This window comes from Nereida sp. MMG025 (assembly GCF_021654165.1).
Classification (GTDB): Bacteria; Pseudomonadota; Alphaproteobacteria; order Rhodobacterales; family Rhodobacteraceae; genus Nereida.
The window spans coordinates 431256-451662 of sequence record NZ_JAKFZN010000002.1; the positions used below are offsets into that span (position 1 = coordinate 431256).

General features: G+C 56.7%; 18 protein-coding genes. 10 read left to right on the top strand and 8 right to left on the bottom strand.

Annotation, left to right across the window (positions count from 1 at the left end; translation table 11 throughout):
* Nucleotides 1-34 precede the first annotated feature (34 nt).
* Nucleotides 35-808: a peroxide stress protein YaaA gene (yaaA, locus tag L1065_RS08220; protein WP_237094980.1), complete on the top strand. Its 774-nt coding sequence runs from the start codon at nucleotides 35-37 to the stop codon at nucleotides 806-808.
* A gap of 3 nt (nucleotides 809-811) precedes the next feature.
* On the opposite strand, the gene L1065_RS08225 is transcribed toward yaaA, so the two are convergent.
* On the bottom strand, nucleotides 812-2971 hold the full coding sequence (locus L1065_RS08225; RefSeq protein ID WP_237094981.1) for an ATP-binding protein: 2160 nt from the start codon (nucleotides 2969-2971) through the stop codon (nucleotides 812-814).
* Nucleotides 2972-3046: 75 nt separating this feature from the next.
* The gene (locus L1065_RS08230) at nucleotides 3047-4225 is read right to left on the bottom strand and encodes an acetyl-CoA C-acyltransferase family protein (RefSeq protein WP_237094982.1); all 1179 of its coding nucleotides are present in this window, start codon (nucleotides 4223-4225) and stop codon (nucleotides 3047-3049) included.
* A gap of 88 nt (nucleotides 4226-4313) precedes the next feature.
* Between L1065_RS08230 and L1065_RS08235 the strand changes: the two genes are divergently transcribed.
* Nucleotides 4314-4523: a hypothetical protein gene (locus L1065_RS08235; RefSeq protein WP_237094983.1), complete on the top strand. Its 210-nt coding sequence runs from the start codon at nucleotides 4314-4316 to the stop codon at nucleotides 4521-4523.
* A gap of 15 nt (nucleotides 4524-4538) precedes the next feature.
* Here L1065_RS08235 and serA read toward each other — a convergent pair whose 3' ends face one another.
* The 3 genes from serA to L1065_RS08250 form a co-directional block, all read right to left on the bottom strand.
* A complete protein-coding gene (serA, locus tag L1065_RS08240; RefSeq protein WP_237094984.1) occupies nucleotides 4539-6137 on the bottom strand; it encodes a phosphoglycerate dehydrogenase in 1599 nt (532 codons plus the stop codon).
* A gap of 120 nt (nucleotides 6138-6257) precedes the next feature.
* Nucleotides 6258-7397 (bottom strand): phosphoserine transaminase, encoded by a 1140-nt coding sequence (locus L1065_RS08245; protein ID WP_237094985.1) that lies wholly within the window; start codon nucleotides 7395-7397, stop codon nucleotides 6258-6260.
* Between the two features lie 150 nt (nucleotides 7398-7547).
* Nucleotides 7548-7805 (bottom strand): DUF6525 family protein, encoded by a 258-nt coding sequence (locus tag L1065_RS08250; RefSeq protein WP_237094986.1) that lies wholly within the window; start codon nucleotides 7803-7805, stop codon nucleotides 7548-7550.
* 122 nt (nucleotides 7806-7927) lie between these two features.
* Here L1065_RS08250 and serB point away from each other — a divergent pair, with 122 nt between their 5' ends.
* The 8 genes from serB to L1065_RS08290 all read left to right on the top strand — a co-directional run bounded on the left by serB (nucleotide 7928) and on the right by L1065_RS08290 (nucleotide 15479).
* Nucleotides 7928-8788, top strand: coding sequence for a phosphoserine phosphatase SerB (gene serB / locus L1065_RS08255; RefSeq protein ID WP_237094987.1), 861 nt, complete (start codon nucleotides 7928-7930; stop codon nucleotides 8786-8788).
* Complete coding sequence (locus tag L1065_RS08260) at nucleotides 8781-9539, top strand: TSUP family transporter (protein WP_237094988.1); 759 nt, start codon at nucleotides 8781-8783, stop codon at nucleotides 9537-9539. The genes serB and L1065_RS08260 overlap by 8 nt, the downstream gene beginning before the upstream one ends.
* An 11-nt stretch (nucleotides 9540-9550) precedes the next feature.
* Complete coding sequence (gene gpmI / locus L1065_RS08265; protein WP_237094989.1) at nucleotides 9551-11053, top strand: 2,3-bisphosphoglycerate-independent phosphoglycerate mutase; 1503 nt, start codon at nucleotides 9551-9553, stop codon at nucleotides 11051-11053.
* 3 nt (nucleotides 11054-11056) lie between these two features.
* Nucleotides 11057-12169 carry a peptidoglycan DD-metalloendopeptidase family protein gene (locus tag L1065_RS08270; RefSeq protein ID WP_237094990.1) on the top strand — a complete coding sequence of 371 codons (1113 nt, stop codon included), beginning with the start codon at nucleotides 11057-11059 and terminating at the stop codon, nucleotides 12167-12169.
* A gap of 37 nt (nucleotides 12170-12206) precedes the next feature.
* Nucleotides 12207-13538, top strand: a complete 1332-nt coding sequence (locus L1065_RS08275; protein ID WP_237094991.1) for a S41 family peptidase — start codon at nucleotides 12207-12209, stop codon at nucleotides 13536-13538.
* Between the two features lie 78 nt (nucleotides 13539-13616).
* The gene (locus L1065_RS08280; RefSeq protein ID WP_237095188.1) at nucleotides 13617-14099 is read left to right on the top strand and encodes an RNA pyrophosphohydrolase; all 483 of its coding nucleotides are present in this window, start codon (nucleotides 13617-13619) and stop codon (nucleotides 14097-14099) included.
* Nucleotides 14096-14587 (top strand): hypothetical protein, encoded by a 492-nt coding sequence (locus L1065_RS08285; protein ID WP_237094992.1) that lies wholly within the window; start codon nucleotides 14096-14098, stop codon nucleotides 14585-14587. Before L1065_RS08280 ends, L1065_RS08285 begins: the two co-directional genes overlap by 4 nt.
* Nucleotides 14588-14627: 40 nt before the next feature.
* Nucleotides 14628-15479: a bifunctional 2-polyprenyl-6-hydroxyphenol methylase/3-demethylubiquinol 3-O-methyltransferase UbiG gene (locus tag L1065_RS08290; protein ID WP_237094993.1), complete on the top strand. Its 852-nt coding sequence runs from the start codon at nucleotides 14628-14630 to the stop codon at nucleotides 15477-15479.
* Here the strand turns inward: L1065_RS08290 and L1065_RS08295 are convergent.
* From L1065_RS08295 to dapE, 3 genes are all read right to left on the bottom strand, one after another.
* Nucleotides 15476-16855, bottom strand: coding sequence for a lytic murein transglycosylase (locus L1065_RS08295; RefSeq protein WP_370641154.1), 1380 nt, complete (start codon nucleotides 16853-16855; stop codon nucleotides 15476-15478). The two genes, L1065_RS08290 and L1065_RS08295, sit on opposite strands and share 4 nt — an antisense overlap.
* Before the next feature lie 92 nt (nucleotides 16856-16947).
* Entirely contained in the window at nucleotides 16948-19215 is a 2268-nt protein-coding gene (rnr, locus tag L1065_RS08300; protein WP_237094994.1) for a ribonuclease R, read from the bottom strand.
* Nucleotides 19212-20357, bottom strand: a complete 1146-nt coding sequence (dapE, locus tag L1065_RS08305) for a succinyl-diaminopimelate desuccinylase (protein WP_237094995.1) — start codon at nucleotides 20355-20357, stop codon at nucleotides 19212-19214. The genes rnr and dapE overlap by 4 nt, the downstream gene beginning before the upstream one ends.
* Between the last annotated feature and the right edge of the window lie 50 nt (nucleotides 20358-20407).

The window sequence follows — 20407 nt, forward strand, 5'->3', positions numbered from 1 at the left end:
TAAATCGTAAAGTGAATTTGAGAGAGGACAGGCTATGCTGGTTGTGGTTTCACCTGCGAAATCGTTGAATTGGGACGCGGGCGAAGGGGTGGAAACATCAGACCCGGTCTTTGCCAAAGACGCGCTAAGCCTTGCCAAAACAGCGCGCCAGCTGACCCTGGGCGAGCTTCGCAAATTGATGAGCATCAGTGAGGATTTGGCGCGTTTGAACCGCGACCGTTTCAAAGCCTATTCCGACGATCCAAGCGCAGAGGCGACACGCCCGGCCGCTTATGCTTTTGCAGGGGACACGTATCAGGGTCTTGAATTCAAAACCCTAGACGAAGACACCCAAGCCTATGCGCAAGATCACCTGCGGATCTTGTCGGGGCTTTATGGTGTTTTGCGCCCCTTGGATGCCATGCAGCCCTACCGTCTTGAGATGGGAAGCCGCCTGAAAACACGACGGGGCAAAAACCTCTATGATTACTGGGGCAGCGAAATATCCGAGGCTTTGAACGCGCAAGCGGCACAAACGGGAGCTGGCGTTTTGGTTAACTGCGCCAGTCAGGAATATTTTGGCGCTGTGGATCAAGCCGCTTTGAAGATGAAAACCGTCACGCCAACCTTCCTGGAAGACAAGGATGGCAAGCCAAAGATCGTGAGCTTTTTTGCCAAACGTGCGCGGGGGGCCATGGCGCGTTTTGTTGTTGAAAACCGGGTTTCTACGATGGATGCGCTTTTGCGGTTTGAGGCGGGCGGCTACAAATACGTGCCAGAGCTGAGTAAAGAACATGCCCCCGCTTTTGTGCGGCCTTATCCGAAATAAAAATCAGGCGACCGCCACGTCTTGGGTTAAAGGCAATGTGCCGTGTGGCTGCGCATCTTTGATCTGATCAAGGATGCTTTGTTTGCGAAGCGGCTTGGTCAAATAGTGATCGATCCCGGAGGCGAGGATGTCGCGGTCGTCGCCCTCCATCGCATGGGCGGTGAGTGCGCAAATGGGAACGCGATGTCCCAAAGGTGTTTCAAGTTCGCGAATGGCGCGCGCGGCTTCTTTCCCGTCCATTTCAGGCATAGAGATATCCATGAATATCAGGTCGGGTGCAAAGGTTTGGAAAAGCTCAACCGCGATGCGCCCGTTCTCGGCGAACTCAAGATCAACATCTAGATCACGCAGCATTTTAGAAAAAACCAAGCGATTGGTTTTGTTGTCTTCTGCGGCAAGAATTTTCATTTTGCGGTGCGCAATCTGATGATCTGTGTCAGGCTGTTCCACGCAATGAGTTTGGCTGGTGAAAAGATCGTAAAGGGCCGCACGGGCAAGCGGATGGATCAGGCATTTTTCAACGCCTTCATGGGGTGTAAACACCCGAGCGTCGCCGCTGTTGTGACTGGTGACAAAGACACGTGGGCGCGGCTGGTCCTCAGCAATTTCGGCAAGCCACCTGTCCAGATCTTCGGTTGTGCTGGCAATGAAAATCGCATGTGCCATCGGCAGGGTTGTCTGTGCGGCTTGCAGCGTTTCAAAGGCGGCCACATCCAGCCCCATGACTGCACATTGCTTTTGTAACAGGGCACGATCCGTTTGATTGCGGTCTACGATGACCACAGTTTGCGGCGCCACAGCGGGCAAGACGGGGTCAAACGCAGGTTCGGCAATCTGTGCAGGCAGATTGAACCCGAAGACCGATCCAACGCCCTCTTCTGATTCAACCCAAATCTGGCCACCCATCAATTCGACAAGTTGCTTGGTGATCGCCAGCCCCAGACCTGTCCCGTCGAATTTGCGGTTCCGCTCGTTTTCGACCTGATTAAACTCACCAAATATATGATCCACCATATCGGCAGGAATCCCGATACCAGTGTCTTCGATGCTGACATGAATGGTGGCTTCATCGCCGTCGGGGCTTTCAATCCCTGTGACGCGAATGATGACATGGCCTTGCTTGGTGAATTTGATGGCATTGCCTAAAAGGTTCGTAACAATTTGGCGAATGCGTCCCGGATCCGCGGTGATCTGGCTTGGCAAAAACAGGTCATAATCAATTGCGATCTCGAGAGATTTTTCGGTGGCTGCGGGCTGTAGCAGCATCACCACTTCGTGCAACGTGCGCTCCAGATCGAAAACTTCGGGGTGTAGGATCAATTTATCCGCTTCGATTTTGGAATAATCCAAGACATCATTGATGATTACCAAAAGCGCCTCGCCCGAGTTTTTGATGGTTTGGGCAAATAGGGTCTGTTCGTCGTCCAGTTTCGTATCAGTAAGCAGATCTGCCATGCCGACGATGCCATTCATCGGCGTGCGGATTTCGTGGGACATATTGGCGAGAAAGGCAGACTTTGCGCGGTTTGCGGCCTCTGCAAGCAGTTGCGCTTCTTTCATCTCTTCCTGGTGGCGGATCGTCTCTGTGATATCGATCGCCAGCGTGACAATGCCACCATCTGTGCCGCGCCGATCCAACATGCGTACATAATGATTGTTCCATAGCCGCACCACGACGGGGTCAATTTCGTTGGCGTCCCATCTGTTAATCATCATATCGCGCCATTGCGCGGCCGTCATCTCGCCCGGATTGATGATGCCTTCTTCGCACGCCAGTTGCAAAAGCCGGACATAAGATATGCCTGGTTGCACCTCCTCCAGATCATCGAAGGTGCGCGTATAGGCTGGATTGGCCAAAACAAGCCGCCCGTCTGGATCAAAAAGGGCAAATCCATCGCGGACCGTTTCGATGCTTTCCCACAAGCGGCGTTCGGCTTGGCCTGCCTTTTCCTCTGCCATCATCAGATCACTGCGCACGCGGGTTGTTTCGCCCTTGGCGGTCGCAACCTCTTTGCGTGTTTCGACGATTTCAGCCGATAGCGCATTGGCGTGCTGGCCCAACTTACGGTTGGCCGCCAGCAGTTCACCTTTTTTCTGTTCCAACAGGCTTTCGGCAGCGAGGCGCGCGCGGCGCTCCTCTGCAAGGCGTTGGTTCAGATCCATCCCGCGTCTCCACTTCGTCGTCTCAGCACACAGGGGTTAGACCAACGAGGTGAAGAATTGGTTTATGTGATCAGGCTAGCCGATCTTTTCAATCGCCAGCGCTATCCCCTGACCACCACCGATGCACATGGTGATCAGCGCATGTTTGCCCGCGATCCTATCAAGTTCATACATCGCCTTGACCGTGATGATCGCACCTGTGGCCCCCACAGGATGACCAAGCGCAATCGCACCGCCATTGGGGTTTACTTTCGCAGCGTCCATCCCCAGAGCGCGGCTGACTGCAATGGCCTGGGCCGCAAAGGCTTCGTTGCTTTCGATCACGTCAAAATCATCGATCCCGAGGCCTGTCTTTTCCAAGAGTTTTTCCACTGCGGGCACAGGACCTATCCCCATGACTTCGGGGCGCACGCCTGCATGGGCATAGCCGATGATCCTGAACTTGGGGCTAAGTCCCGCATCTTTGGCAGCCGTGGCTGTCGCCAAGATAATCGCAGCCGCCCCATCATTGATGCCAGAGGCGTTTCCGGCCGTAACAGAGCCTTCTTTCTCAAAAACAGGGCGCAGGCCCGACAGCGTTTCAAGCGTTGTTGCCTTGGGGTGTTCGTCGCTGGCAAAGGCCACCGTATCGCGTTTTACGCGCACATCGACAGGGACGATTTGATCGTCAAAATACCCTGCCTCAATCGCTTTGGCGGCACGGGTCTGACTCTCCAGCGCGAAAGCGTCCTGATCGGCGCGGCTGACGTCATGTTCGCGGCTCACGTTCTCTGCCGTGACACCCATATGGCCTGTGCCAAACGGACAATTCAACGCACCAAGCATCATGTCCAATGTGCGCACATCGCCCATCTTGGCGCCCCATCGTTGATCGGGAATGATAAACGGTGCGCGGCTCATGTTTTCGGCACCGCCTGCCACACCAAATCGCGCATCGCCAAGCATCAGTGATTGGACCACAGACACGATGGCCTGAACACCAGACCCACACAGACGGTTCACGTTCATCGCGGGCGTCGTGTCGGGAATGCCTGCATTGATCGCGGCGATGCGTGACAGATACATGTCTCTGGGTTCGGTATTGATCACATGGCCAAACGCAACATGGCCGATTTGATCAGGGGCGACACCTGCGCGTTGCATCGCAGCTTGGGTCACAGTGGCGCCCAATGCGGATGGGGGTGTGCCAGCAAGTGCGCCGCCAAATGTACCAATCGCTGTGCGTGCGCCGCCGAGGATGACAATATCGTCCATGTGATCTCTCCCGTTTTTTACTTTGTTGCAGGCTACCCTAAATCAACGTGCACAACAGCGAAACGTCAGGTCACAAGGAAGACGCCCGATGAAATACGGCCCCACCCGCAAAGAGCTTTGGTTTCGCTTGGCGTTTTCGATTTTCGGGCTGATTTTTATGGTTGTCGCAATCACGGCGCGGGGCGTCAGCGGGATTGCGTGGATCGAAGTGGTGGGAATTTCTTCGGTATTCTTTGGCGGCACCGCCATCTGGACAGCGTGTATGCTGCTCAAACAAGGGAAAAGCGGGGACCCTTAGGCCCCCGCGTTTCATTCAGCTTTCGACTTCAAACTCAAGCGGGCGGACCTGCTTGAACATACCGGTGGTGTCCAGTGCGCCCAGAACATCCGCAGGGATTGGGGTGTCGACATAAAGTAGGGCAATCGCCTCGCCACCTGCTTCGTTGCGTCCAAGGGTAAAGTTAGCGATGTTCACGCCGTTTTTGCCCATCGTGTTGCCCAAAAGACCGATGATGCCAGGAACATCTTCGTTTGTTGTATACAGCATGTGGCGGCCGATCTCGGCGTCGATGTTGATGCCTTTGATCTGGATAAAGCGCGGTTTGCCGTCGCTGAACACGGTGCCGGCAATGCTGCGTTCGCGCTTGTCGGTGACGACTGTAACTTTGATATAGCCGTCAAACGCACCTGTCTTGTCTTGGTTCGTGGTGCTGATCTGGATGCCTTTATCCTTGGCGATCACAGGCGCAGATACCACGTTCACATCAGGATTGGCCTTTTTCATAATGCCAGCGATGACCGCGCAGTTCAGCGCCTCAAGGTTCATATCCGAGACGACGCCGTCGTAGAGGATGTTGATGGCTTTGATGGGTTCGTCTGTCATTTGGCCGGTGAAATTGCCCAAGTGACCTGCAAGTTTGACCCATGGGCCCATCACTTTGGCTTCTTCAGCGGTGATGCTTGGTGTGTTCAAAGCGTTTTCAACAGCGCCTGTCAGAAGGTAGTTGGCCATCTGGTCTGCGACCTGAAGGGCAACATTTTCCTGGGCTTCCGTTGTGGCCGCGCCAAGGTGCGGAGTGACCACGACATTGGGAAGGTTAAAGAGCGGCGATTCCGTGGCCGGTTCAACGGCAAACACGTCAAACGCAGCGCCTGCGACGTGGCCTGATTTCAGGGCCTCGGCCAGTGCGTCTTCGTCGACCAGACCGCCGCGCGCGCAGTTCACAATGCGCACACCTTTTTTCATCATCGCAATTTTTTCAGCGGTGATCATGTTGGCGGTTTGCTCTGTTTTCGGGACGTGAAGCGTGATGAAATCGGCTTGCTTGAACAGGTCATCCAGCTCAACTTTTGTGACGCCCATCTTTTCGGCTTTGGCATCCGACAAGAAGGGATCATAGGCTAACACCTTCATTTTCAAGCCTTTTGCGCGGTCACAGACGATGCCACCAATGTTACCTGCGCCGATGACACCAAGGGTTTTACCTGTCAGCTCAACGCCCATGAACTTGGACTTTTCCCATTTGCCTGCATGGGTCGATGCACTGGCTTCGGGGATCTGACGGGCCACGGCGAACATCATCGCGATGGCGTGTTCAGCGGTGGTTGTCATGTTGCCGAAGGGCGTGTTCATCACGATGATGCCCTTTTTGGAGGCAGCGTCTTTGTCGATGTTATCGGTGCCGATACCTGCGCGGCCAATGACCTTGAGATTGTCGGCGGCTTCGATGATTTTTGCGGTCGCTTTGGAGGCCGAACGGATGGCCAGACCATCGTATTCGGGGATCGCTGCAAGCAGCGCATCCTTGTCTTTTCCAAGGTCTGGTTTGAAGTCCACCTCGATGCCGCGGTCACGGAAAATCTGCACGGCGGCTTCGGAAAGTTTGTCTGAGATGAGAACTTTGGGGGCCATGATTTTGGTCCTTTTTTCGGTGTCATCCGACGTATGGCCTAGCGTATGCTACGCGTATGGCAATGCGTCAGACGTTTGGGTTAATTTCTGTTAACGATTGGGGGCCTGAAGCAGGTTGCTTCAGGCGTTGATTTCGGCATCAAAGGCGTGGGCCAGCCACGGCAACATCGCTTCGATGTCCGCCGTTTCAATCGTGCCACCACACCAGATGCGCAGACCTGCAGGCGCGTCACGATAGGCGCCGACGTCCAAAGCCACACCTTCGGCTTCCAGACGTTTGGCAACGGCTTTGGCAAATGCTGCGCCATCGGTGATGCGGTCGTCGGTGAACTTCAGGCAAACGGACGTGACCGAGCGCGTGGCAGGATCAACGGCCAGATTTTTGATCCAGTCGTTGGCATCGCAGAAATCCCAGATCGCTTGGGCGTTCGCTTCGGCGCGTTTTTTTAAACCGTCGAGACCCCCAATCGATTTCGCCCAGTCCAAGGCGAACAGATAGTCTTCGACGCAGAGCATCGAGGGCGTGTTGATTGTGGCACCCGAGAAGATACCATCAATCAGCTTGCCGCCTTTGGTCAGGCGGAAGATTTTTGGCAGGGGCCACGCTGGTGTGTAGCTTTCCAGACGCTCAACCGCGCGGGGTGACAGGATCAGGATACCGTGGGCTGCTTCGCCGCCCAGAACCTTCTGCCAGCTGAATGTTGTGACATCCAGTTTGTCCCAAGGCAGGTCCATCGCAAAGGCGGCAGAGGTCGCGTCGCACAGGGTCAGGCCAGCACGATCGGCGGGGATCGCATCGCCGTTTGGCATTGCCACACCCGAGGTCGTGCCGTTCCATGTAAAGCACACGTCGTTGTCGTAGTTCAGCGCCGCCATATCGACGATTTCGCCGTAGTCGGCGGTGTGAACCGTGTGTTCGATTTTCAGCTGTTTGACGGCGTCAGTGACCCAACCCGCGCCAAAGGATTCCCAAGCGACCATTTCTGCGGGGCGTTGGCCAAGCATCGACCACATCGCCATTTCATAGGCGCCTGTATCAGAAGCCGGCACGATGCCGATTTTATAATCCGCAGGCACGCCGAGGATGTCGCGTGTGGTCTCAATCGCCAGTTTCAATTTGTCTTTGCCCACGGCGGCACGGTGAGAGCGACCAAGCGGCGCGTCGGCTAGTTTGTCCAGTGACCATGTGGGGGGTTTTGCGCAAGGGCCCGAGGAAAAACGGGGATTGCGCGGCTTTGCAGCCGGTGGTGTCGTCGTCATATCTGCTATCCTTCCAGATAAATGCCCTTCGTTGGGGAAGGGTGTCCCACGGGTGCGTTTATGGAGAAGTGCTGAGTCCCACAAGGCAGAAAATGACGCGGCCGCGACCATGTGCAGAATTTTGCGACACTTTTGAGGTGTATTGGAAACTTAAGGGCGGGCGTTGCTTACTCGGTCGCGGGCCAGCGATTTATGTTCGAGGGCTGACAGATGCGCGATGGTTTCTTCAACCGAGAGACCTTGTTTGCGCGATTTTTCCCAGATGCGCTTGCAGGACTGTGGGGACCATGGAAGCGCGGCTGTCGCAAGCCATAGGCGGAGCGGCGTTGGGAGCGCATCGTAATTGGCCATAGGATCGGCCCGACGGCGTCGTCTGCGCAGAGTTGTGCTGCCAAGATTGCGGGGCATGAGAGACCTTTATCTTTTTTGCGATGTTATATCATAACAATTTTGAGCTTCAAGTCGATAGCGTCGCAGGGGGTTGCCTGCAGTACCGTGGTGGTGTGAAAGCATAGCAAAGGAGATTTGCCATGTATGTTGTGACCCTGATTGCCCGACCTCTGGACCCTGCTTTGGTTGAGGCGCTGCGCAATGCGTGGGGTGGGACGGAAGTGACATGGCTGTCTGTCGACGAGGCGGCCGAGTTTGGCGTGCCTGGCGTGCCAGACAACCAGTGGGACGTATGGGCCGATTTGCAGACGCAAAAGGTTGATATGGTCGTGCAGCCCACCAAGGGGCGGCGCAAGAAGATGCTGTTGGCCGATATGGACAGCACGATGATCCGGCAAGAATGCATTGATGAGTTGGCCGATGAAGCGGGTGTGGGTGCTTATGTGGCGGACATCACCGCGCGGGCGATGAACGGTGAGTTGGATTTTGAAGCGGCGTTGATCGAGCGTGTTGGACTGCTTAAAGGGTTGCCTGTGCGGGTCATTGGCAAGGTGCTGGAGACGCGGATCACCAAGATGTATGGCGCGGTTGAGTTGCTGACGACGATGAAAGCGCATGGCGCGCATGCGGCTTTGGTTTCTGGCGGCTTTACGGCGTTCACCCAACGCATCGCGGCGGATCTGGGGTTTGATGAGCATCGCGCGAATACGTTGCTGGAAGATGGCGATGTGCTGAGCGGGCAGGTGGCGATGCCGATCCTGGGACGCGAGGCAAAGGTGCAGGCGTTGGAAGAGATTACAGCGCGTCTTGCGATTGCCGAAAGCGATGTGATTGCCGTGGGCGACGGCGCAAATGATCTGGGCATGTTGAAACGCGCGGGCATGGGCGTGGCGCTGCATGCCAAACCTGCGGTGGCGGCGCAGGTGGACATCCGTATCAACCACGGCGATCTGACAAGCCTGCTGTTTGTGCAGGGCTATTCGCGAGACGATTTTGTTTGAGGTCACGGTTGATCTGCTGGCGGTTTTGCTGGCGGTCGCTTTTGTGGCGGGGTTGGTAGACAGCATCGCGGGGGGTGGTGGTTTGATCACATTGCCGACGCTGCTGTTGGTGGGGGCCAGCCCGATTGAGGCGCTATCAACCAACAAGCTGCAAGGCACGTTCGGCGCGGCCACGGCGGCGGTCAGCTATGCGCGGGGCGGTCATGTGGATTTGCGCAGCCAGTGGCTGTGGGCATTCATCGCGTTTGGCGCGGCTTTGGCGGGGGCATTGATGGCGACGGTTTTGCCTGTAGAGACCTTCAGGGTCATGCTGCCGATTGTCCTGATCTCGGTCGCGCTGTTTTTTGCCTTTAAGCCGAACCTGACGGATGTGGATACGGTGGCCAAGGTTGCCCCTGCCGTCTTTGGCTTCACCTTCGTGCCAGCGGTCGGGGCCTATGACGGGCTTCTGGGGCCAGGGGCGGGATCGTTTTACATGATCGCCTTTGTGATGTTTGCAGGCTTTGGCGTTTTGCGGGCCACGGCGCATACCAAACTGCTTAATTTTGCCAGCAATGTCGGTGGTTTGGTGATGTTTGCACTGGTGGCCGAGGTCTGGTGGGCCACGGGATTGGCGATGGGCGCCGCGCAGATTGCGGGGGCGCGCATGGGCAGCGCAATGGCAATGAAACAAGGTGCGCGATTGATCAAACCGCTGGTCGTTGTTACGTCATTGGCACTGGCTGCACGATTGATGTGGGATTGGTTTTGAAGGGACGCGATATGAAACCTGTTGTTTTATGTATTCTGGACGGATGGGGCCTGAGGGCCGAGACCGACCACAACGCCCCTGCACTGGCTAAAACGCCGAACTTTGATCGCATTATGCAAGGCCCCCACGCGCAGCTTTTGACCCACGGCAATGATGCGGGGCTGCCATCGGGGCAGATGGGCAATTCTGAGGTGGGGCATACAAACATTGGCGCGGGCCGCGTGGTTGCGATGGACTTGGGCCAGATTGATCTGGCGATCGAGGATGGCTCTTTCTTCGAAAACGGCCCGTTGAACGCATTTATTTCCAAGCTGAAAGAGACGGGCAAAGCCGCACATCTTATGGGGGTTGTCAGTGACGGCGGCGTGCATGGCCACCTTGGGCATATGGCGGCCGCCGCTGAGGCGATTGTAAAGGCAGGTGTGCCCTGTTTTATCCATGCAATCACGGATGGGCGCGATGTTGCGCCATCGTCTGCGGCTGGTTTTATCGAGACACTTGCGCAGCTTTTGCCCAAACAGGCGGTCTTTGCCACGCTGACAGGGCGCTACTATGCGATGGACCGCGACAACCGTTGGGAACGCGTCAGCACCGCGTTTGAAGCGATGATCCACGCCAAAGGCCCGGTTGCGGATACACCGCTGGACGCGATCAAAACGTCTTATGCGGACGGTGTCACAGATGAATTTATCCCTGCCACTGTGATGGCGGGCTTCCAAGGTGTGCAGGACGGGGATGGTATATTCTGCCTGAACTTCCGCGCAGACCGCGCACGCGAAATTATGGCAGCGATTGCAGAGCCTGATTTTGATGGTTTCGCCACGGGGCCGCGTCCATCTCTTGGGGCTGTTCTTGGGATGGTCAGCTATTCGGATACCCATGACACCTATATGGATGTGGCATTCCCCAAACAGAAAATCGTCAATACACTTGGCGCATGGGTTGCCAAACACGGGCTGCGGCAGTTTCGGTTGGCCGAGACCGAGAAATACCCGCATGTGACGTTTTTCCTGAATGGCGGCCAAGAGGTGCCGGAAGAGGGCGAGGACCGCTATATGGCGCCATCGCCCAAAGTGGCGACCTATGATTTGCAGCCAGAGATGTCGGCCGACGAGGTGACGGATGCCTTTGTCGATGCGATTGGCGCGGGGTATGATCTGATTGTCACCAACTATGCCAACCCTGATATGGTGGGGCATACGGGTGATCTGCAGGCGGCAATCAAGGCATGCGAAGCCGTAGACCAAGGGCTTGGTCGCGTGCTGGAGGCGTTGGATAAAGCAGGCGGTGCGATGATCGTGACCGCCGATCATGGCAACTGCGAGGTGATGTGGGATGCGGCCACCAATGGGCCGCATACGGCACATACGTTGAACCCCGTGCCTGTTGCGTTGGTGGGTGCCGATGGGCCGCTGCGCGATGGGCGCTTGGCCGACCTTGCACCAACATTGCTGGCCTTGATGGGTCTTGAGCAACCCCCAGAGATGACAGGCCATAGCCTGATCAAAGGGTAGCAGGTGCTGGCGCGGTATAAACACGCAGTCTGTGCGGCGGCGCTCTGTTTGGTCTGTGCGGGCCCTGTTACGGGTGAAACCGCGCAAGAGGCGGCCTTTGCTGCGGCCCAACAGCTTTCTGATGCGACCGTTGCCTTGCAGCAGACCGAGGGCGCACGCGACCGCGTAAAGGCGCTGACCGAGGTGATCGACGCCTTCGAGGCAGGTTTGGCTGCGATGCGCAATGGGGTGCGCAGTGCGGCATTGCGCGAACAGGCGATCCGGCGGGATCTTGAGGCCCGCAACGAGGAATTGGCGGCACTTCTGGCGGTGATGCAAACGCTTGGTGCGGCGCAGGGTCCGCAGGTGCTGTTGCATCCGTCGGGGGCGTTGGGCACCGCGCGTGCGGGTATGATGGTGGGCGATATATCGCCTGCCTTGCAAGCGCAGGCGGCTGCATTGCGTGCGCAGCTTGATGAGTTGCGCGATCTGCGTGTGCTGCAAGAAGACGCGACAACGCGCATGCAGGCGGGGCTGGAAGGGGTGCAGGCCGCCCGCACAGCGCTGAGCCAAGCGATTTCACAACGCACAGATCGGCCACGCCGCTTTGTGGAAGATCCTGTGCGCATGGCGATTTTGCTGGATAGTGCGGAAACACTTGAAGCCTTCGCCTCTGGCCTGATTGAGGAAGGGGAGGAGTGGGCGCTGCCAGAGGGCGAGGCGCTGAAAGGCACGCTTTCGTTGCCTGTGCGCGGGGCGCTGCTGCGTGATTTCAACGATGCGGATGCGGCTGGCATTGTGCGTCCGGGATGGCTGATTGCGACAGAGCCGCGCGCAAAGGTGACGACGCCCACCGCGGCCACGGTGCGTTATCTGGGGCCGTTTTTGGACTACGGCAACGTGATTATTCTGGAACCTGCCGCAGATACCTTGCTGGTGTTGGCGGGGATGGGGCAGGTGTTTGGGTCGGTTGGTCAAATCTTGCAAGAAGGCGATGTCGTCGGTTTGATGGGCGGAACTGACGCGAATTTGAATGATCTGACGCAAGTCGGTGGCGTATCCCGATCAGAAACGCTTTATATAGAGATAAGACAGTTCGAAGAGCCCGTTGATCCGAACGACTGGTTTGCAAGATGACAAGGCCCCACCACGTTGGGGACAGGAGAGGTAGAGAATGAAGAAATTGATGATGGCCGCCGCGGTTGGCACCCTGTCGAGCGTGATTTTGACGACACAGGTGGCAGGCCCGCTTTTGGCGCAAGAGAATAACCGCAACACCAATGTGTATCAGCAGCTTGATCTGTTTGGAGACATCTTCGAGCGGATCCGCAGCCAATATGTTGAAGAGGTCGATGAAGGCGAATTGATTGAAGCTGCGATCAACGGGATGTTGACCTCGCTTGATCCGCACTCAAGCTATCTACCACCTGAGGATGCCCAAGCGATGCAGGTGCAGACCCGTGGGGAATTTGGCGGTTTGGGCATTGAGGTGACCCAAGAGGAAGGCTTTGTTAAAGTTGTGGCGCCGATGGATGGCACCCCTGCCGAGCAAGCAGGCGTTCTGGCGGGTGACTTTATCACCCATGTGGACGGCGAAAGCCTTCTGGGTCTGACGCTTGACGAAGCTGTAGATCTGATGCGCGGGCCTTTGGGTTCGGAAATCATTGTGACCATTGTGCGCGAAGATGCCGAAGAACCGTTTGATGTGTCGATCATTCGCGACACCATCAAACTGACAGCCGTGCGCGCCCGCACCGAAGGCGAGACCGTTGTCTTGCGTGTGAGCACCTTCAACGATCAGACCTATCCGAACCTCAAAGACGGGCTGGACGAACAGATCGAAGAAGCAGGTGGATTGGACAACATCAACGGTGTTGTGCTGGATTTGCGCAACAACCCTGGCGGTCTTTTGACGCAATCCATCCGCGTGTCGGATGCGTTTTTGGAGGAAGGCGAGATCGTTTCGACCCGTGGGCGCAACCCTGCGGACGGAGATCGTTTCAATGCAACACCCGGCGATTTGATTGATGGCAAGCCTTTGGTTGTGTTGATCAACGGGGGGTCGGCCTCTGCGTCTGAAATCGTTGCAGGTGCCCTGCAGGACCATCGCCGCGCGATTGTGATCGGGACCAAAAGCTTTGGTAAAGGATCGGTCCAAACCGTGATGCGGATGCGTGGGGACGGGGCGGTGCGCCTGACGACTGCGCGGTATTACACACCATCGGGCCGTTCGATTCAGGCGCTTGGCGTATCGCCCGACATCATTGTGGAACAGCCGCGCCCTGCGCCGCCCACCGAGGAGGACGAGGAAGAGCGCGCACCCCGCACAGAAGCTGACCTGCGCGGAAGTCTGAACAACGACAGTCTGACCGAAGATGAAATCCAACAGATCGAAGATGACCGCGCCCGCGCCGAAGCGGCGGCTGATCTGCGTGAAGAGGATTACCAACTGGCCTACGCCATTGATATCCTCAAAGGGTTGAATGCGCTTGGCCCGCAGGATTGATCCTTGATCATTGAATAACGTAAAGGGCGGTGACTGCATGTGCAGCGCCGCCCTTTTGCATTGGAGAGCCCAGATATGCTGACCGCTGAACAGATCGCCAAATTGCCCTATCGTCCCAACGTGGGTGTGATGTTGGTAAACCGTGACAACAAGGTTTTCATGGCGCAGCGTTTGGACCGCGATTATGACGCGTGGCAAATGCCCCAAGGCGGTATCGACAAAGGCGAAAACCCCCGTGCAGCGGCTTTACGGGAGTTAGAGGAAGAGACGGGGGTCACGCCTGATCTGGTCGAAATCATCGCCGAAACAGAGGGCTGGATTCCCTATGAACTGCCCCATGATCTGATCCCCAAGTTGTGGAAGGGCAAATTCCGCGGCCAAGAACAAAAATGGTATCTGATGCGATTTTTGGGGGACGACGATCACGTTAATATCGAAACCGAAGAGCCGGAGTTTTCGCGTTGGACGTGGATGCCCGTTGATAAAGTGCAGGACGCAATCGTGCCGTTCAAGGCAGACGCCTACGCAGAGGTGCTGCGTCAGTTGGGGCCGCACTTATGATCCGCGCGGTCGCGTTTCTGTGTGCGCTTGTGGTTAGCGAGCCTGCGTTTGCCTTGAGTTGCCTGCGCCCGGATGTCGCCCGCAGTTATCAGGCGGCGGCGTCCTCTGCCGATCAATATGTGATTTTGCTTGGAACCTTTGCGATGGACCGCAAGGCGTTGCAGCCCAAACAGTTGCGCGACCCCAATAAGGCAAAATCAGTCACTGTTTCGGCGCAATTCAGTGGAAAATTCCTGAGCCGTGAAGGTTTTGTAAAGGACTGGGCTGGATCTGTGCAGGTGACGTCCGAGTGTTTTGGCTCTTGGTGCGCGGGCGCACCTGCCGCAGGGCAAATGCTGGCATTTGTTGAAAAGACAGATGATGGGTATGCGCTAAAACTCAGCCCATGCGGGGGCTTTGCCTTCGCCAACCCGTCGCCCGCCATGCTTGATGTGGTAAAAAGCTGTCACAGTGGCGGGCCATGTGTCCCCGACATTGCTTTGCGTTAGACGGCTTTCTAATTTCAAGCAGCTCGGATAAAGCAGAGGCATGACAAAGAACAAACTTGATACCCGATCCATCGGCCTCGATGTTGGCGTAAAGCTGATGCAGTGGCTGACGGGAACGGAAAACCTGCATTACGGTCTGTGGACGGGCATTGACGTGAACGCAGGCAATGTGGGACGGGCGCAAACCGCCTATACGGATAAGTTGTTTGAACGGTTGCCCAAAGGCAAGCTGCGCATTCTGGACATTGGTGGTGGCGCTGGCGTCACGGCTGGCAAATTGTTGGCGCTTGGTCATTCGGTTGAGATCGTCGTGCCGTCAGAGGTTTTGGCCGAACGGTGCCGTGCCAATGCAGTTGGGGCCACGGTTTATGTGATGGGCTTTGAGGATTTTCAAAGCGACCACACATTTGATCTGTGCCTGTTTTCAGAGAGTTTTCAGTATATCGACATGGGCGTCAGCCTGCCGAAATGCGTCTCTATGCTTGGGCAAAACGGTCAAATCCTGATTGCGGATTGTTTCCGGTCGGACGCGTTTGTGCATGAGGATCTGAACCCCAAAGTGGGGGGCGGACACCCTCTTTCGGATTTTGACCAGATCATCGAAAAACTGGGTCTGACCGAAGAGGGGCGCGAGGATATCACCGAGGCCGTCGCGCCATCAGTCGATATCGAGCAGGAGTTGTTCAACGTGTTGGGCTTTGGCCTGACCCGCATTGGTGCGGAGCTTCAGGCCAAAAAGCCCCGCGCGCGGTGGATTTTGGACAAGGTCATCGGTTTGGTCATGAACGAGCGCAAGCGTAAACGGCTGGATTTGCGGTTGAATGGCAACCTGCGCACCGCGGAGGTTTTTTGCCATAACAACCGCTACATCATCACGGTTTTGAAGCCCTAACGCAGCTTGGACAGCACGGCCAACGAAGGATAGCCATCGGGTATCAACCCGACGCTGCGCTGATAGGCCCGCACGGCGTTGATCGTGTTGGGGCCGATTTTGCCATCAATGCCTTGGGTGCTGAAACCCGCCGCTGTCAAACGCTGCTGAAGTTCTTTGCGTTCGCTGAATTTCAAGGCGCGGTCGCTACGGGGCCAGTTCGCTTGAATTTTCGGTTTACCCTTCAGGCGGTCTGACAGATGCCCGACCCCGATCACATAGGCGTCAGCGGCGTTATAGCGTTCGATCACGCTGAAGTTTTTGAAGATCATAAACGCCGCACCCTGCGCACCCGCGGGCAAGAGAATTGAGGCGTTGCCAAAGTCACGCACAGGTTCGCCATTCATATCGCGCACGCCAAGGCGCGCCCAATCGGATGGCATTTTTTTGATTTTACGGCTGGCTTGGGTGTAATCGAACCCACGGGGCAGTTTGACCTCAACACCCCACGGTTGTCCCTTCACCCATCCAAACCGATTGAGGTAGGCCGCCGTAGAGGCCAGCGCATCGGTAGGATCGTCCGACCAGATGTCGCGCTTGCCATCGCCCGTGAAATCCACTGCATAATCCAAATAGGACGTTGGCATAAACTGGGTGTGGCCCATCGCACCCGCCCAAGAGCCTTTCATACCACGTGCGCTGACATCGCCATTTTCAAGGATTTTCAAAGCTGCGATCAGCTGTTCTTCGAAAAAGGCGCCACGCCGCCCGTCGAAGGCGAGTGTTGCCAAGGCCTCGATGGTATCCGTGTTTCCTTTGAAGCTGCCATAGGCGCTTTCCAGCCCCCAAACGGCGGCGACGACTTCTTTGTCTACGCCGTATCGCGCTTCGATTGCGTTAAGACTGCGGGCGTGTTTGCTGACAGCGTCCTTGCCATTTTTGACACGGCTGGCCGAAGCAGCGCTGTCCAGATACTCCCAGATTGTTTTGGTGAATTCTGATTGGTTGCGGTCCAGCTTGATGATCTGGGCGTCATAGGTCACACCATCAAATGCGCGGTCCAATGTGCGCTGCGAAATTCCTTTGCGTGCCGTGTCGCGTTTGAACGCTGCAATCCAGTTTTGAAAGCGCACGTTTGAGGCCGAAAGATCCGCTTGGGTCATGGCTGGAACCTCCTGTTGAACCTGGGCCACACGTGTCGGACGCATTTGCGGACGCAAGGACGCGCCATTGAGCAACTGTAGGGGGCTGGTCGTGCCCCGCGTTACAAGCGTTTGCGTTGGGGGTGTCTGGCTGGCACGGCCTTCGGGACGCAGCGATGTGGTGGGCGCATTGGCCCACACCGATGACGCCGTAAGACAGCCAAGGCTGACAAGGATTGTTAATGTTCTACGCATTTACCTGCTCGCATCGCGTTGTTTTTTCCAGTCTATACGTGATTGTTCGTGATTGCGAAACAAACGAATAGGTGAAAAAGCGCAAAAGCGCGTCAGGGTCTGCGGCTGCGCGTGACTTTGCGCTTTGCCTTCGCCGCTTTCTTGGCGGCATTGCGTGCTTTGGATTTAGGCGGTTTGCCGCGTCTTTGCCCGCCTTTGGAGGGGCCGCGCGCAATGCTTTGGCCTTCGACCGACAGCAACTCAAGCTCGATCCCACCGGTCATGGCGACTGCTTCGGCCAGACGCACTGTGACACGCTGGCCAAGGCCAAAGACGCGGCCACTGTCGCTGCCCATCAGCGTTTGGCTGTCGGCGTCATAGTTAAAGTATTCGCGGCCAATACTGCGCACAGGCACAAGGCCATCGGCGCCTGTTTCATCCAGTTTGATGAAGAGACCAAAGCGCGCCACGCCACTGATGCGCCCCGTGAATTCATTGCCCACACGTTCGCTCATGTAAGCGGCAAGATAGCGGTCGGTCGTGTCACGCTCTGCCAGCATGGAACGGCGTTCGGTGGTGCTGATTTGTTCGGCGGTCTCTTTGAGATTTTCGATATCCCAAGGGGATAACCCGTCGCGGCCCCACCCATGGGCGGTGATAAGCGCGCGGTGCACAATCAGGTCCGAATAGCGCCGAATTGGCGACGTAAAATGCGCGTAGTTGCGCAGGGCCAGCCCGAAGTGACCAAAGTTTTCGGGGAAGTAGTAGGCCTGCTGCATGGACCGCAGCGTCGAGATGTTGATCAGCTCGGCAAATTCACCGCCTGCCGCATCGTTGAGCAATTTGTTGAGGTGACGGGTTTGCAAGACCTGCCCTTTAGCCATGTTAAAACCGCTGGCTTGGGCAGTCTCTCGCAGAGCCTCCAGTTTTTCGGGCTTGGGTTCTTCATGCACGCGGAAAAGTAATGGTTCCTTGCGGGCGATCAATTCTTCGGCGGCGGCGACATTGGCCAGCACCATGCATTCCTCGATCAGCTTATGTGCCTCCAGACGGTCTTTGAAGTTGACGGATTGCACCGTGCCGTCCTCGGCCAACTCAATGCGGCGTTCAGGCAGGTCCAGATCAAGGGGGCCGCGCCGTTTGCGCGCCTGTACCAATGCGTCATAGACCGCATAGAGCGGTTTGATAACGTCATCAAGAAACGGCGCTGTGCGATCGGTGATATGGCCATCCATCGCAGCTTGGACTTCTTCGTAGTGCAGGCTGGCGTGTGATTTCATTAACGCGCGGTGGAAGGTATGACGGATCTTTTCGCCACTGGCATCCAGCACCATTTCAACCGCGATACAGGCGCGCGGCACGCCTTCATGCAAGCTGCATAGATCGCCAGACAAGCGGTCGGGAAGCATAGGAACAACCCGGTCAGGGAAGTAGGTTGAGTTGCCGCGTTTGCGTGCCTCGCGGTCCAGTTCAGAGTTGGGTGTGACGTAGTGGGCGACATCCGCAATGGCCACCCACAGGATGTAGCCGCCCTGATTTTTCGGATCGGGATCGGCCATGGCAAAACAGGCGTCGTCGTGATCGCGGGCATCTGACGGGTCGATGGTGATAAGTGGCAGGTCGCGCAGATCAGTGCGTTTTCCAAGGGGGGCGGGTTTGTGGGCATCGGCCTCGGCCAGCACATCGGCGGGAAAGTCATCGGGGATGCCGTGTTGGTGGATGGCGATGAGCGATACGGCTTTGGGTGCTGTGGGATCGCCAAGGCGTGTGGTGATCCGCGCGCGCGGCAAACCCATGCGCGCCTTGGGGCCAGCGGCTTCGCCTTCCACCAATTCGCCGTCTTTGGCGCCACCTGTTGCATCAGACGCGACAGACCATTCGCGATCTTGCTTTTTGTCGATGGGCATGATGCGCCCGCCTTCGGCCGTTTTTTTGAAGATGCCAACAACTTTTGCGGCGGCTTGTCCGATGCGGCGGATCAGTTTGGCTTCGTATTGGTGATCGTCGTCGATCACTTCGGTCAGGCGCGCAAGGATGCGGTCGCCCTCGCCAAGGGCAGGGTCAGCGGCGCGGGTGTTCAGCAGCACACGTGGCTCAACTCCTTCGCCCTGCCATTCGAGCGGTTGGGCATAAAGATCGCCATCCGCATTTGGCGCCAGAACCTTGAGGATCGAAACAGGAGGCAGTTTTTCGGGATCGGCGTAGGTGCGTTTGCGCTTTTGCAAATGACCATCTGCCTCAAGTTGCTTGAGCAGTTTTTTCAGGTCGATGCGGGCTGCACCTTTGATGCCGAAGGCGCGTGCGATATCGCGCTTGTTGGTTTTGGTCGGGTTGTCTTTGATCCAAACCAAAACTTCGTCGCGCGTGGGAAGGCGGCTCATGCGAAATAGTCCCGCAGGATGCGGCTGTAGATGTTTTTAAGCTGGTGGATATGGGCCACTTCGACGTGTTCATCGACCTGGTGCATGGATTTTCCAACAAGGCCGAATTCGACGACAGGGCAGTGATTTTTGACAAACCTTGCATCAGATGTGCCACCTGATGTGGACATTTCGGGCACCCGATTTGTCTCGGCCTGCACGGCTGAACTGACGAGGGCCGACAGATCACCAGGCGGTGTGATGAAACTCTCGCCGCTGATTTTGATCTCTGTGTCGATCTGGACACCAAACTCTTCAGCTGCCTTCGCCGCTTCTTGGCGGAGCCAATCGCTGACGTCTGCGCCTGTGTGCAGATCATTAAAGCGAATGTTAACGGTGGCTTTGGTTTGCGCGGGGATGACGTTTGTGGCGGGGTTGCCTGTATCCAGTGTGACCACAGCAATGGTGGAGGCATCGAAGTGGTCGCTGCCTTGGTCAAGCTGGTGGCTGGCGATGCGGTCAATCATGCGGGCCAGGGCGGGAATGGGGTTGTTTGCGCGATGTGGATAAGCTGCGTGGCCTTGCTTGCCGGTCACGGTAAACCACGCGGTGAGAGATCCGCGCCGCCCGATCTTCATCATGTCACCCATTTCGTTGGGGCAGGTGGGCTCTCCGACCAAGCAGACAGACAGCTGTTCGCCTTCGGTGTCCATCCAGTCCAGCAAAGCGATGGTGCCGTCCACAGCGTCGCCTTCTTCATCGCCAGTGATGGCCAAGACGACCGATCCGTCGGGGGGTGTTTCGCGGACAAAATCAATCGCCGCCGCCGCAAAAGCTGCAACGCCCGATTTCATATCGGTTGTCCCGCGCCCATACATCACGCCATCAACGATTTCGGCACCAAACGGATCATGCGTCCAGTCATCAATGTTTCCAATGGGGACGACATCTGTGTGGCCGTTGAAGCCGAATGTGCGGCTGTGGCCTTTGGCGCCCCAACGCGCATACAGGTTGGCCACCTTGCCACGATCCACGCGCCAGCAAGTGAAGCCTGCATCCTCAAGCAAGGCCTGCAACAGGACCAGCGCACCACCTTCCGTAGGGGTAACTGATGCGCAGCGCACAAGATCAGCGGTCAGTTTTGCAGGGTCGATAGGTGTCATTGCGGCATACCTTGTGGTTTGGCCCTTCCTTGCTACCGTTGGTTGGGTGC

Bases quoted from the DNA above. Each gene is read 5' to 3' on its own strand.
- L1065_RS08230 (WP_237094982.1), bottom strand. From the start codon at position 4,225: ATGGACGATATTGTCATCCTCGGCGGCGCACGCACAGCGATTGGTACA.
- L1065_RS08285 (WP_237094992.1), top strand. From the start codon at position 14,096: ATGATCCGCGCGGTCGCGTTTCTGTGTGCGCTTGTGGTTAGCGAGCCT.
- gpmI (WP_237094989.1), top strand. From the start codon at position 9,551: ATGAAACCTGTTGTTTTATGTATTCTGGACGGATGGGGCCTGAGGGCC.
- L1065_RS08295 (WP_370641154.1), bottom strand. From the start codon at position 16,855: ATGCGTAGAACATTAACAATCCTTGTCAGCCTTGGCTGTCTTACGGCG.
- dapE (WP_237094995.1), bottom strand. From the start codon at position 20,357: ATGACACCTATCGACCCTGCAAAACTGACCGCTGATCTTGTGCGCTGC.
- L1065_RS08250 (WP_237094986.1), bottom strand. From the start codon at position 7,805: ATGCCCCGCAATCTTGGCAGCACAACTCTGCGCAGACGACGCCGTCGG.
- L1065_RS08225 (WP_237094981.1), bottom strand. From the start codon at position 2,971: ATGGATCTGAACCAACGCCTTGCAGAGGAGCGCCGCGCGCGCCTCGCT.
- L1065_RS08235 (WP_237094983.1), top strand. From the start codon at position 4,314: ATGAAATACGGCCCCACCCGCAAAGAGCTTTGGTTTCGCTTGGCGTTT.
- serB (WP_237094987.1), top strand. From the start codon at position 7,928: ATGTATGTTGTGACCCTGATTGCCCGACCTCTGGACCCTGCTTTGGTT.
- L1065_RS08290 (WP_237094993.1), top strand. From the start codon at position 14,628: ATGACAAAGAACAAACTTGATACCCGATCCATCGGCCTCGATGTTGGC.
- L1065_RS08245 (WP_237094985.1), bottom strand. From the start codon at position 7,397: ATGACGACGACACCACCGGCTGCAAAGCCGCGCAATCCCCGTTTTTCC.
- serA (WP_237094984.1), bottom strand. From the start codon at position 6,137: ATGGCCCCCAAAGTTCTCATCTCAGACAAACTTTCCGAAGCCGCCGTG.
- L1065_RS08275 (WP_237094991.1), top strand. From the start codon at position 12,207: ATGAAGAAATTGATGATGGCCGCCGCGGTTGGCACCCTGTCGAGCGTG.
- rnr (WP_237094994.1), bottom strand. From the start codon at position 19,215: ATGAGCCGCCTTCCCACGCGCGACGAAGTTTTGGTTTGGATCAAAGAC.
- yaaA (WP_237094980.1), top strand. From the start codon at position 35: ATGCTGGTTGTGGTTTCACCTGCGAAATCGTTGAATTGGGACGCGGGC.